The following is a 13,175-nucleotide window of genomic DNA, read 5'->3' as shown; positions in this document are numbered from 1 at the left end:
CACAGCGCCGCCAGGCCGACCCGCCTTCGACGTACGTCCCGGGGTGGTCCAGGTGATCGACGCTGCCGGCGCCGTCGTCGGGGCCGGGTGGGTGGCGCGGCCCGGCTTGATTGTGACCTGCGCCCACGTGGTGGCACAGGCCGGTGGCGGCCCGGGCCAGGACATCCTCCTACGCGCTTATCCACACGCCGCTGATCCGGGCACATCGGTGTTGGCAGGTGTCGTGGACCCGACGTCGTGGCGCGGGCCAGAGGACGAGGACGTCGCGTTCGTCACCGTCGCCGAGGCGCACACCAGCATGCTGCCGTTGCTGCTCGATCACGGACGGCCGGCCGATGGCCGGAGCGTGGTTCTCTTCGGCTTCCCGGCGCAGGCGCTCGACCGCGGTCACCACGGCTTTGGCACGGTCGGCGGCGACGTCACGGGAAACGCGGGTCAGCGACTGCTTCAACTCACCGGCTGCCATGAGGTCACCAGCGGGTTCAGCGGCGGTCCCGTGGTCGATGGCATCACCGGCCGAGTCATCGGGATGGTCGACAGCGTACCGGGGAGCGATCCGCTGGGCCGGGGAAGGACCACGGCGTACGTCACGCCCGTACAGACCCTGCTGGAGCTGTGGCCTGGCCTGCTGGTCCCGGAGACGCACTCTCCGTTCAACGGTCTCGACGCGTTCACCGAGGATCGCGCGGCCTGGTTCGTCGGCCGCGACAAAGCGGTGTCCGATGTCCTGACGGCGCTCGGGCAGAGTCGCCAACTCCTTGCGCTGCTCGGGCCGTCCGGCAGCGGTAAATCATCGCTGGCGCTCGCTGGCGTCTGCCACGCTCTGGCCGAAAACGGTCTACCCGGCAGTTCAAGCTGGGGTCGAATCGTCGTCCGGACCTCCGACGATCCGTATGCCCGACTCGCAGAGGCTGGGCTGGACGATCCGGCTGGGCAGGGCCTCGCCGCCGCCGCGCGGGCCTGGCTCGCGGCGCATCCCTGGCACGACCGGATGGTGATCGTGCTCGACCAGTTCGAGGAACTCTTGGCACAGCCGGTCGACGGTGATGCCGCGCGGTTCCTCGCCGAACTGTCCGACCTCGCCGATCAGGCGCCGACAGTGACGAGCCTGCTCGTCGTCCGGGACGATTTCTATGCGCAGTTGACCGCGGCAGCGCCGGTGTTGACGCGGGCCAAGGTCGATGTCGCGGCCGCGCTGACCCGGTCCGAGCTGACTGCCATCGTCGGTGGCCGTGACGGCGTCGCCGAGCTTGTCGAGCCAGGCGTCGTCGAGCGGATCGTCGGCGATGCCATCGCAGCCTGCCCAGCGTCTGGTGTCAGCGGGGTCGCCGCGGTGACGGTCCTGCCCCTGCTTGAGTTCACGTTGACCACGATGTGGCACGAGCGGTACAACCGCAGTCGGCACGGCCTGCTCACCCACGACGGCTATGAGGCACTCGGTGGCGTAACCGGGTGTCTGGCCCGCTGGTGCGACGACACGATGGCAGAAATCGCTGAGATGCAGGGCGACACGGTCACGGCTGCCGCCCGGATGCTGACTGCGCTGGTGCGCTCCCCTGACCGCTTGACCGGCGCGCCCATGGTGCGTCGGCCGCGGCCGATGACCGAACTGCAGGAAATCGGCGCCGGGGACTCACATCGGGTGCGTACCTGGCGGCCGTGGCGGCGTGAACGAGCCGCTTCGCCTTCGATCGACGCGGCTCGAATTCTCGACCTTCTGACCCACAGGAGGATCGTCGTCACCGGCCGTAATGCGGCCGGCGACGCGGTAGTGGATCTGGTCCACGACTCGCTCATCACCAACTGGCAGCAGCTTCGGGGATGGCTGACCGATCAGCAGCGATTCCTGGAGTGGCAGGACAGCGTGGAGCCCGCGCTCGCCGACTGGCTCGCTTACACGCACGCCCAGCCCGGGTCGACATTCCGCCGCTGGCGAGTCCGCGATCTCCTGCTGACGGGTCGGCGCCTGACCGAGGCTGAGCAGTGGCGCGATCACGGCGACCTGCGGCCCGGTCTGGCGGACCTGGTCTACCAGAGCCGCCGCCACCGCCGGCGCCGCCGGCGCCGTGTGGCCACAGCCGCGGTCGCTGTCGTCACGCTGGGCATCGCCGCGACCGGAATCATCACGGCACAGAAGGCTGAACAACAACGCACCGAGCTGGTCAGGGCCGCCGGCGACCTGCTGCTCGAGGGAGCGGACGCACGCCGGTTGGACCAGCCCGGCGAGGCCGTCCGGTGGGGGCTGACCGCATATTGGGCCTACAGCGCTGGGCAGCGGGAGAAGCTCGACCTGGCCCGCCGCGAACTCGTCTCGTCACTCGCCGCGTCGAGCTACCGCGGCCAGGTACCCGGTGCCGAACGGCACGCGATGGTGGGCGCAGGGGGCCAGAACTGGTTACTCGTGCTCGAGACCGATGACACCGTGGCCCTGCGAGACGAGGAGGACGGTGGACGCCGGTTCGATCTCGGGGTTGACCTGAAGGACTTTGCCGTCGCGACATTTGTTACATCCCGCAAGCTGCTCGCGCTGGTGTCGACGACCGGAACCCTGCGGCTGTGGAACCTGGCCGACCGGGCACAGCCCAGCCTGGTCAGTACCCGGGCAACCGACGACGGGATCACCGCGATCGCCGCCGCTCCAGACGGAAACCGGCTCTTCCTCGGCGATGAGCACGGCGCGGTGTCGGCGTGGACGATCGAGCGTGAGGCAGCGCCTGAACGCCTGTCCGGCAGCCGTGCCGACCCCGCGGTCCGGGTTCGAACCCACGCGGAAATGGACGGCGGTTCCATGAGCGTCAGCAGCACCAACGACACACCCGCCGTGACTGACATGACCGTTCGCCCCGATGGCCGGACCCTGGTCACCGTGACCACTGGTAACAGGGCCAACCGGCGCGACGGCGGGCAGGTCCCATCCGTCATATCCGGGTCTGCCACCACGTGGTCGGTGTCTGCCGGCGGCCGGATCAGGCCGAGCGGGACGCGCTTCCTGCCGCCACTGTCGGCGGCCGAGAGGTCCAGCACCGACAGTGCGGGCGAGCCCGCCGTCAAGGCGATGCGGCTGGCACCGGATGGCAGGAGCGTGGCCATCGGCGGAAACACCGCTGCCATGCTCGTCGCTGCCACCAGCAAGGAGGCCCTGCACAAGCCGACCAACGTGCTGGGTCTGTTCGGGGAGTACAACCCCGACGTGCAGGCACTGTCGTTCAGCGACGACAGCCGCTTCCTTGCTATGACCGGCGCCGACCAGACAATCAGCGTCTGGGAGGTAGCGGAACCGGCGCAGCCCATGCGTGTGAACACGCTGGCGAACGCCGGCCTGGACACTGCGGCGGTGCCGTCGTTCAGTGCCGACGGGCGCACGCTGTACGTCCGGCAGCCCGACGGCGCGATCGCCCGCTACCGGACGGAGGGCATCGCTACCCGGATGACGACGCTCCTGCTTCCAGAAGGCGCTCGCCTGGCCTGGATGCCGGCCAATCCCACTCGACACAGCTTGCCGAAGTACTACTCCAAAGGGGGGCCACCGACAGTGGCGACCGAAGCGCCGCAGAGGCGGCTCGCGGTCATCGGCAACACCGGGCTGAGTGTGTGGAGCACCGATCCGGGCAACCGGCCGCTGGCAGAGTTGAAGGACCAGGGCGAGGTCACCTCGCTCGACCTCACCACCGACGGCACGCTACTCGCCGTCGGCACGAGAACCGGCGGGGCATCGCTGATCGACCTCACTGATCCTCGGCGGCCCCAGCAACTCGGAGGGGTCAACCCGTTCCTCGGCGTCGTCTTCAATTCCGGCCAGACCACGCTGCCGTCGTGGGTCTTGGAGCAGGTTTCCCTCAGCCATGATCGGCAGATGCTCGCCGTCGGCACAGGAAATTTCGGGATCTTCGTGTACGACATCACCGACGTACGCAAGCCGAGACTGCGTGCCCGCCTGGCCGGGCCGGGCGGAACCGTCCGGGCGCTTCGCTTCAGTCCGGACGACAGCGCCCTTCTGGCCGGCAGCAGCAACGGCCCGCTGTGGATCTACCGCAGTCGGGACATACCCGCTGCACCTTCGCCCAGTCCGCCGACTGCGACCAGCGCGCCGAGCCCGTCGCAGGCCTCTTCCGCCGCAACGCCGACCGCGACAGCTCGCTCCGAACCCACGTCACTGCCGCCCGCCGAGATAGCGCCGATCGTCGTACCGCTTGACAGCGCCAACCGCGACATCCGAGCCGCCGCGTACAGCGCCGCCACGCCCCTGCTCGCCACCGCCGACAGCGGCGGCGCGATCAGCCTGTGGGACTCCTCAAATATCATGGAGCCTCGCCTGCTGGGAACACTGCACGGGCCGCTGGACGGTGTGGCGTCGGTAGCGTTCAATCAAACCGGGCTGCTGCTCACCGCTACGGACGGCAATCGCCGGGCGGCCACATGGTCCGTCCGTGAGCTCGCCGAGATGGTCGTCGAGGCACCCGACTACGCCTGTCGACTCGTCGGGGGTGGCCTCCGCGAGCAGGAATGGCGGCAACGGCTGCCATCCGCCTACCCCTACCGGGAGCTCTGCGGGCAATGACATGGCTGCACGACCCGCCGTACCATCCAGCGGTGATCTCGGGAAGCTTCGATGCGCGCGGCGGTCTCACCTACGTTGAGCGCCTCGACTTCACCCGGGGCGACACGCTCAGGGCGGTCCGACGAATGGTCTGGCCGACGGTGCGGCTGCACGCCGACGACAGCACGGTGACCTTCACGTCGCGTACCGGGTCGGAGACCCTGGAGCACTTCTCCGTCGCCGCAGTGGCGCACCATCCGTTTCACCGGCGGTTCCCGCTGCCGGCGACCGCCGTTGCCTTCGAGGTGGAGGAGCGCGACCAGGTCCTGCTCTTCTGGACCCCCCGCGTCGGCGCGGTGCTACGGGCACTCGAGAAGCTGGGCTGGGACGCCGAACAGCCCGAGCCCTGGACTCCGTACGCCTGACCTGGTGGTCGCGCGGGTCTTCGTCACCGTGCGCAGCGGTCGCCTGCCGGATGAGTACGGCTGGTGACGAAAGAGAGAAGGTTCACCCGCCGAGCCCCGTTGACATGCGTTTCGAGCGACTGACAGCGTTGTCATCGACTCATTTCCTCCATATGAGACGAGGAGCGCATCTTGCTCTATCGGAACTCACACCGTCGCCGCGCGACAGCAGCCGCCGCGGCCGGAATCCTCATCACGGGGCTGGCGCTCGCCCCGTCCGCGCCGGCCCAGGCGAGCCACCACCGGGCGCAGGACGACGCCGTACGCTCGGGTGACGCACGCTTCGAGGTGCTGTCACCGACGCTGATCCGCACCGAGTACCAGAAGGACGGCAGGTTCACCGACGCCGCCACCTTCAACGCGGTCGGGCGCGACGACTTCCCCCGGACGCGTTTCACGAAGCGCGTCGACCACGGCTGGCTCACCATCGACACCGGCGCGATGACGGTGCGGTACCGGGTCGGCTCGGGCGCGTTCACCGCCGACAACCTCACCGTGCAGCTCAAGGCCGGCAAGCAGACCGTGCAGGGCCAGCCGTGGGCCGGCCACACCGCCCCGGCCTGCGCGTTCGGCGCGCTCTGCGAGGCCGAGTCGCTCCAGCTCAACGGCCCCGGCGTGGCCACCGACCACCAGGGGTTCACCGGGCGTGGTTTCGCGGCCGGTTTCGCCGCGGCCGGCGACTCGGTGACCTTCGCGCTCGACGCCCCGGCGGCCGGCACGAAGCAGCTCACCGTCCGCTACGCCAACAGCACCGGCGGCGACGGCCAGAACGTGGACCGCACCCTGACTGTTCGGGTCGACGGCGACGCCGGCCACCCGCTGACGCTGCCGCCCACCACCAACTGGGACACCTGGGGTCTGGCCACCGTGCCGGTCGACCTCACCGCCGGCCGGCACGAGATCAGCATTGTGCGGGGTCCCGACGACTCCGGCAACGTGAACGTCGACAGCCTCGCGGTGGTCGACCCGGGTGATCCGTTCCCGGTGCCGACCCCGCCACAGCCGCAGCCCCTGCGGTTCGGCACGTTGGGAGAGGCCGAGACCGGCGCGCTGACCGGCGGCGCGAGGCCCGCGAACGACCACAACGGCGCATCCGGTACGGGATTCCTGGCCGGCCTGGAGAGCACCACCTCCGCCGTCGCGTTCACCGTCACGGATGTTCCGTCCGCCGGTGACTACCAGATGCAGATCCGCTACGCCAACGGTCAGGCCGGTGCCCAGCCGAGCCAGACACGCACCATGTCGGTCACCGCGGGAACGGCGACGCCGGTCACGGCGACCCTTCCGCCGACCAGCGGGTGGGACTACTGGAACACCGTCTCCGTGCCGGTCCACCTCGACCGGGGCACCAACACCGTGACCCTGGGCTGCCCCACGGACGCCAGCTGCAACGTCAACGTCGACACGGTCGCCGTCACCAGCAAGGGCTCCCCGCTGCTCGCCCCGCACGCGCCGCTCGGCGGCTACCGCCGGGGCCTGGACGGCGTGACCGGTTCCGCGCTCACCGCCCCGGGCCTGCTCTACCAGGACGGTTGGTACCTGCTCGACGACTCGGCCTCGGCCCTGAGCACCACCAAGCCCCGGCCGGCACCCGAGCAGGACGGCTACGTCTTCGCGTACGGGCAGGACTTCACCCGTGGCCTGAAGGACCTGTCGACCCTGACCGGCCCCACGAAGCTGCTGCCCAAGTGGGCGTACGGGGTGTGGTACTCCGAGTACTACGACCGCACCGCCACCGAATTCCAGGAGCTGGTGGCCCGCGCGAAGGCCGAAGACGTACCCCTGGATGTTCTTGTTTTGGACACCGACGTCAAGGCGCCGGACAAGTGGAACGGCTGGAGCATCGACCCCACCCGGATCCCCGACCCGAAGGCGTTCTTCGACTGGGCCAAGAAGCAGGGCCTGCACACCGGCATCAACATCCACCCGAGCATCCTCGGCTCGGACCCGAAGTTCGCCCAGGCGCAGGCCACCGCGAAGGGCAAGCTCCAGCGCGTCGGCTGCAACGGCGGCCCCGACTGCTACACGTTCGACTTCGGCGACCCGGACCAGCTCAAGGCATACCTGCAGCTGCACGACGGGATGATCCCGAAGGGCAGCAAGGGCCCGGACCTGTGGTGGCTGGACTGGTGCTGCGACAACACCACGTCGTCGCTGGCCGGCGTGACCGGTGACGCGTGGATCAACCAGCAGTACGCCGACAAGACCGGCTTCGCCTTCTCCCGGGCGTACGGCTCGTTGCAGGCCGGCGGCTACAGCAGCCCGACCCCGGTGTCGACCGGCCCGTGGGCCGACAAGCGCACCACCCTGCACTTCACCGGCGACACCACCTCCGACTGGTCGACCCTCCAGATGGAGGTCGGCTACACGCCGGGCGAGTCGGCCGCGACCGGGCTCGCCGCGGTCAGCCACGACATCGGCGGGCACACCGGCGGCCTCCAGGAACCGGGCACCGAACCGGGCAGCACCAAGCTCCCCGACGACCTCTACGCCCGGTGGGTCCAGTTCGGCACGTTCCAGCCCATCGACCGGCTGCACTCCAACCACAGCGACCGGCTGCCCTGGCAGTACGGCCCGGAGGCCAACACGTCGGCCAAGAAGTTCCTCAACCTGCGCAAGGAACTCCAGCCGTACACCTACGCCGCCGCGAAGGAGGCCACCCGCACGGGTACGCCCATCGTCCGCTCGATGTACCTCGCGTACCCGAACGAACAGGCCGCGTACGCCACCGCCGGGTCCCAGTACCTCTACGGCCCGGACTACCTGGTGGCACCAGTGACGACGCCCGGCACCACCGCCACCACGTCGGTGTGGTTCCCGCCGGGCGACAACTGGACGGACATCTTCACCGGGAAGACGTACCGGGGCGGCACCACGCAGAACATCACCACCACGCTGGACACCATGCCGGTGTTCAAGAAGCACTGACGTTTCAGGGATCCGAACGCCGGCCGGGTGGGGGCAACCCACCCGGCCGGTTCTTTTCCTGGCTAGCGGTGTGGCCGGCGGGCCAGCGACAGCCAGCCGAGAAACCTGGCGTGCATCGCGGCCGGGTTCGGGCGCAGCCCCAGGCCGTACACGTCGTCGATCGCCTCCTGCATCGACGCCGCCAGGTAGAACGCCAGCGCGACCGAATGACCGTAGAACTCGGTCACGAGGGCGAGTCGGGCCGGGCCACACGGCCAGGGCGCGGCGCAGTTGCGGCACAGCCACGCCGGACGCATCGGCAGGTGCGGGATCATCCGACCCGCACCGCACGTCGCGGGCGTCTGGCCGGCGGGGCCTGCATCCGCACGCCCGCCCGCATCACGTACAACTCGCGGTGCGCGACCGCATCGCCCGCCGCGTTCAGCTGGTAACCCTCAATCCAGACCCAACCGTGGTACGTGTGCCGCTCGGGCAACTCGCGAATGACGCGTACGAAGATCGGGCGCAGGAACTGCACGCTCGCCGCCGTGGTCAGGTGGATGACGTCGCCGGCTTTCATCTTCTCGGGCTTGTCGTCGGGCACGGTCTTCCCCTTGGTGCCGTTGGGAAGGGGCCGCTCCCGTGAGTGCTCGCCCGTCGGGAGCGGCCCCGCTGCGAACGCGACCACCGGATCTCGTGGGCCTGCCAGCCGCGCCGCCTGGTGACACTCTGCTGTGGAGACCACTACGCTCGGAAGGTGCTTGCGGCGTCCGGGGTGACCTGGCCCAACAGGGCCCCGGCGTGTGGCACCTCGGGTAGTCGATCTTCGAGTTGAGGGGGGTTGAATGGCTGACGTACCAGGTCCGTTATCAGCGTTCATCGTTGGCGAGATCCGCCGGGCCCGAGGGGCTTCCGGCATGACGCAAGAGTCGTTTGGCCGCGCTGCGGGCTTCAGCGCTTCACACGTCAGCGCCGTGGAGAGCGGCACGAGAGCGCTGACAATCGATTTCATCAAGGGTGCCGACCGGGCGCTGAACAACGGCGGGCTCTTCGAGCGCCTGGCGACGAAGTTCGGCGCGCCGTCGTGGTTCCTGCCCTGGCTGGATGCTGAGCGCGAAGCGACACAGCTCCGCTACTTCGAGCCCAACCTCATCCCCGGACTACTCCAGGTGGAGCACTACGCCCGCACCGTCCTGCGAACAGTCGAAAGCCTCAGCGACGACGAGGTTGAACAGCGGGTGCAGGCGCGCATGAACCGGCAGGCGATCTTCACCGGCGAGCGGCGGCCACAGTTCGTCGCCGTACTGGACGAAGCCGCTATCCGACGTACGGGCGATGGGCTGGGCGGGATCATGGCCCAGCAGGTGGCGCACCTGGTCGCAATGGCCGAGCTTCCGCACGTTCACGTCCACGTCATCCCGATCGGCAGCGGCCTGCACATCGGACTGTCCGGACCGTTCGCGCTGGCTCGATCCAGCGAGGGCGTGTGGGTTGGGCACCTCGAAAACCAGCTTGGCGGGGACGTCATCGACAAGGACGATGAGGTAGCTACGCTTCAGGCAAGGTGGGAGAGCGTCCGGAACGAGGCTCTACCGCGCCGGCAGTCCATCGACCTGCTGAAGGAAGTTGAGAGCCATCATGGACCTCAGTAACGCCCGGTGGCGCAAGTCCACCCGCAGCGGCGCAAGCGGTGGGAACTGCGTAGAGGTGGCAAGCAACCTGCCCGGTGTCGTGGCCGTACGGGATTCCAAGGACGTCACCGGACGGGCCTTGACCTTCACTCCAACGGCCTGGGCCGCGTTCGTCGCGCAGCTCACCCAGCAGCCGTAACCGAGTTGAGAGAGCGCATCGAGAGCGGCGTCATCCCGCCCAGAGCCCTCTTGCCGACCGAGAGCGCGCTCACCACCGAATTTCAGGCGGCACGCGGCACGGTTCGTCAGGCTATAGGCGCGTTACGCGAGGCAGGCTTGGTGGCTACCGAACACGGCTGCGGCACCTACGCAACCCCCCGCCAGCACGAGCACGGGCTGGATGAGGGCTCCAAGACAGAAACTCAACAGCGCCGAGTCGCCATTGACCCGGAGTTAGCGGCCCTTTTCGCTGTCAAGGTAGGGACGACTCTGATGGAACAGCAGAGTCTTACTCGAACAAACGGAGCAGTCCGAACAGTCGTCAGAACCTATCGGCTGCTTCCGGCAGAGAGCTGGAGCATTTCACACCTTCGATACATCCTCAAGGCGGCCCGCAACGGGCCGCACGCGCCGCCGCCTGGCGCGCGCCGGCCGCTTAGCTGCCGCACGCGGCCGACACGCCTACGCCCGGCGGCTGGCGCGGAAGCGGGAAGCCCAAGGTGCCGCCGCAGCACGACAGACCGTTGACCGAGTGAGGGTTGGGCCGGCAGCCGACCGGGAGCGCGGCCACGAGCCCGCGCGGCGTAGGGAAGCGCACGCCGGCCGCGTCGGCGAGCTGGCGGCGGGTGGCGGGGTTGCGGTTACTGCGCCTCTGGCGGGGGCGCTCGGGCTCCGAGATGGTTGCAACCCCGTCGGCGGGTTGCGGTCCGCGGGTGGTTGCGGGGCCATCCCGCCTGCCGGCGACCCGGGCGAGCCGAGCAGACCGCCGCCCGAACCGCCAGCGTCTGTCCGTGCGTCAAGGCCGTCTTGACGTGGCGGGCAGGGCGGCGGCCCGCTCCCCAGAGGGGCGGGTCGACGGCAGACGGGATGGCGTGGCTTGCGCGGAGAGTTGCGGAGGCTATGTACCCTGCCCGTCGTGAAGTGGGACGCGTTCGGACAGATTCTGGTGGCCGTGCTCACGGTGGGTGCTGCCTACCTACAGATTCAACGGCAAGGAACAACGCCGCGCCAGAGTGTCATGCATGATTTGGACATACTCGACCGGCTCCCCGAGGATAGCAAAGCTCGCAGCCAACTGGCTGAATACATTGATCGTGCAGTTCTAAAGTCAATCGAGCGTGAGACAGAGTTGCGTCGCGACCCAAGCGGTCTCACTATTGCAGCAATCATCTTGGTCGGTAGCGTCGCCGCCTTTTATTACGGTTGGTCGGCCATCCTGATATTGAAGATCCTGCTCTGGGCGCTCGCTGCGTTCTTGCTAGCTCTTGGCGCGGTTGGGTTGGCGCAGACTCTGCCGAAGCGTAAGAGAGATGCGAAGGGTAACGAAATAAAGGATGAGGTGACGGTGAATTCATGAAAGGACTCTGGGGCCAATTAGGAGCTCGCTCAGCCCTGCCGCTGACCCAGCCCGGCAGATAGTGGCGGGTCGGCACTAGACGAGGTGGCGGGATTGCCGCCAGGTGTCGTCCGGGTATTCATAGCACGGAACCCATATAGTTAGGGCCTGTTGCTGAGCCTATTGCCAATTTCGTAGAGGTAGTACATCTCCTTGCGGCGAACCTCTCGCTTTCCAGCAAGGGTGTTACGGGTGCCCGAGATGATTGCTTGCGCCGCAGGGGCGGCAAGGGCGGCAGTTGCAGAGACCCAGTTGTTGAGGGTAATCAGACTCTCGAATCCGATGTAGAGAGCAGCACCTTGCGGAACCAAGGTTTTAACGTCTTGGCCTACCGATCTGCCGATCTCGCGGACCAGTCCGTGTTCCGCTAGGCCCTCCTCAATGTCGGCCAATGCCGGGCTGACATCAGTAATCCACAAATCATCAATCTCGGCGGATATGTCGGGGTCGAAGCCTCTTACGGTAAGCTTGGTAGCCAAGCTTGAGACGGCGGCCCGATATCTGGCCAGCGGCACGTTGAGGTCCGATCTCAGATCGAGCAGCTCATCCAGGGGCGCCTGCGGAAATGCGGGCAGCCTTGCTATTAGCCCGCTTCCGACTGCTGCCTCCCCCGCGTGCTTAAGCGTGAGAGGTCCGGCTTGCATTTCTCCTTGATCTACTAGTCGGGTTGCAATCTCTCCTGCTACATCATCGAAGAGAAGGCGCTTTTTCGAGTCCTCTAACAGCCATCTGACGAGCTCCGTCCATTTCACCAGGAACTCCACCATCTCACCCTCGTCACGCCCTCTTGTGTTCTGACGCGTGAGAAAGTTGGCGATAGCACTGTCGGGGGCCGCCGGGACGAGCTTCACAATGCCTGACTTTAATGCCGGTGCGAGTTCTTCGACTTCAGATTCCTGGACAAGTTTGTCGACCTCTACTTTTACACTCTCACTCAGTTCGGCTACAAGTCGATCCAACTCCGCGACGCGCGGATCAAACTTCTGCCCCGTAAGGTATGGAAGCAGCTTCTTCCATTCCGCAGGAAATGAGCCACGTGTGAAGGCTTGGAAGTTTTCATCAGTTAATGAAGACAGGAACCCCCAAAGGTTCTTCCTGTCGGGCAATCCCAGGCGCATTAGGACATCAAGCATTGAGGCGCTGAGGCTAATCAGCTCTACTTCGTCGGCATAAAGAATTGATGCGCGAACAAGAGAGAGGTCTCGCTTCAATGAGAGCCCGTCGGGTGCCGTAACTACGGCCAGGCTGACGCCAGGCCCGGCAGCAGCCCGTCCCTTCTTGCGATCGCGCCTTGCCTGCCGTGGCGTCAACTTGTCCAATTCGACCACCTGAGGCTTCTAGTTTCGATCTCGCAGCGTTACCCGGTCCACCAGGGTAATACAAGCAAGCTTTGGGAGCGGTTCCCCGCGCCTCTCCGCAGGAGCATCATCCGGCGCTGGCGCAGGACCCGCCGAAAGATCATCGGGCACAGATTAGACCCAACTAACAGCGGAAACCCATGCGAAACGTCGAGAGGTAGCGAGGGTCGCGAGCCAGGTCGTCGGGGATTGGCCGGCTTTGGTTGATCCTCTTGCGTCTCGCGGGTTAGGGGTTCAAGCCCTCCTGCATGTCCTGGCGCTCGCGCTGGGGTAGCTGCTCTACTGAGCCTCCCAAGCTGCCGACCCCAGGCCAAGGGCGATTCGATTGACGTAACAGGCGGTCATCCTTTGCCTAGGTCTCGGCGCTTTGTGACGTACGCCTCCCATGCCCGGCATAGGGCGAAAAGGTACGTTTGGCCGGCGCAGTTCGGCAAGCGTCTCTTACTCGACCGTTTCGACGTCGGTCGGACCCTGGACCTTGCCGGGTCCGACACTGTCGCGGGCATCCTCCTATCCCGACTCGTCGGCCGCGAACCTGCGCTGTCCCAAGGTGCCTGATGCGCATAGGATGCGGGATCTAGGCTTCAGGCAACCACTGCACGACAGTATGGGAGTGCAATGCCGGACGGTAGAATCGAGAGGGATCTCCAGCTCAGTGGAGAG

10 protein-coding genes are annotated in these 13,175 nt (G+C 67.1%); 7 read left to right on the top strand and 3 right to left on the bottom strand.

Annotated features, from left to right (window positions below):
* Positions 1–52: 52 nt before the first annotated feature.
* The 3 genes from ACZ6NZ_RS30685 (at position 53) to ACZ6NZ_RS30675 (ending at position 7,929) form a co-directional block, all read left to right on the top strand.
* The gene (locus ACZ6NZ_RS30685) at positions 53–4,558 is read left to right on the top strand and encodes an nSTAND1 domain-containing NTPase (protein ID WP_465861316.1); all 4,506 of its coding nucleotides are present in this window, start codon (positions 53–55) and stop codon (positions 4,556–4,558) included.
* A gap of 32 nt (positions 4,559–4,590) precedes the next feature.
* Positions 4,591–4,962, top strand: coding sequence for a hypothetical protein (locus tag ACZ6NZ_RS30680; protein WP_465861315.1), 372 nt, complete (start codon positions 4,591–4,593; stop codon positions 4,960–4,962).
* Positions 4,963–5,133: 171 nt separating this feature from the next.
* Positions 5,134–7,929, top strand: a complete 2,796-nt coding sequence (locus ACZ6NZ_RS30675) for a TIM-barrel domain-containing protein (RefSeq protein WP_465861314.1) — start codon at positions 5,134–5,136, stop codon at positions 7,927–7,929.
* 62 nt (positions 7,930–7,991) lie between these two features.
* On the opposite strand, the gene ACZ6NZ_RS30670 is transcribed toward ACZ6NZ_RS30675, so the two are convergent.
* Positions 7,992–8,243, bottom strand: a complete 252-nt coding sequence (locus ACZ6NZ_RS30670) for a hypothetical protein (RefSeq protein ID WP_465861313.1) — start codon at positions 8,241–8,243, stop codon at positions 7,992–7,994.
* Positions 8,240–8,512 carry a hypothetical protein gene (locus tag ACZ6NZ_RS30665; RefSeq protein ID WP_465861312.1) on the bottom strand — a complete coding sequence of 91 codons (273 nt, stop codon included), beginning with the start codon at positions 8,510–8,512 and terminating at the stop codon, positions 8,240–8,242. Before ACZ6NZ_RS30665 ends, ACZ6NZ_RS30670 begins: the two co-directional genes overlap by 4 nt.
* 241 nt (positions 8,513–8,753) lie before the next feature.
* On the opposite strand from ACZ6NZ_RS30665, the gene ACZ6NZ_RS30660 reads away from it, so the two are divergent.
* The 4 genes from ACZ6NZ_RS30660 (at position 8,754) to ACZ6NZ_RS30645 (ending at position 11,115) form a co-directional block, all read left to right on the top strand.
* A complete protein-coding gene (locus tag ACZ6NZ_RS30660; RefSeq protein ID WP_465861311.1) occupies positions 8,754–9,560 on the top strand; it encodes a helix-turn-helix domain-containing protein in 807 nt (268 codons plus the stop codon).
* Complete coding sequence (locus ACZ6NZ_RS30655; protein ID WP_465861310.1) at positions 9,547–9,738, top strand: DUF397 domain-containing protein; 192 nt, start codon at positions 9,547–9,549, stop codon at positions 9,736–9,738. Before ACZ6NZ_RS30660 ends, ACZ6NZ_RS30655 begins: the two co-directional genes overlap by 14 nt.
* Before the next feature lie 5 nt (positions 9,739–9,743).
* A complete protein-coding gene (locus ACZ6NZ_RS30650) occupies positions 9,744–10,286 on the top strand; it encodes a GntR family transcriptional regulator (protein ID WP_465861309.1) in 543 nt (180 codons plus the stop codon).
* 388 nt (positions 10,287–10,674) lie between these two features.
* Entirely contained in the window at positions 10,675–11,115 is a 441-nt protein-coding gene (locus tag ACZ6NZ_RS30645) for a hypothetical protein (RefSeq protein WP_465861308.1), read from the top strand.
* Between the two features lie 140 nt (positions 11,116–11,255).
* Here the strand turns inward: ACZ6NZ_RS30645 and ACZ6NZ_RS30640 are convergent, their stop codons facing one another.
* The gene (locus tag ACZ6NZ_RS30640) at positions 11,256–12,482 is read right to left on the bottom strand and encodes a hypothetical protein (protein ID WP_465861307.1); all 1,227 of its coding nucleotides are present in this window, start codon (positions 12,480–12,482) and stop codon (positions 11,256–11,258) included.
* Between the last annotated feature and the right edge of the window lie 693 nt (positions 12,483–13,175).

Source organism: Micromonospora sp. NPDC047756 (genome assembly GCF_055587245.1).
This window is presented reverse-complemented; position numbering and strand designations above follow the sequence as displayed.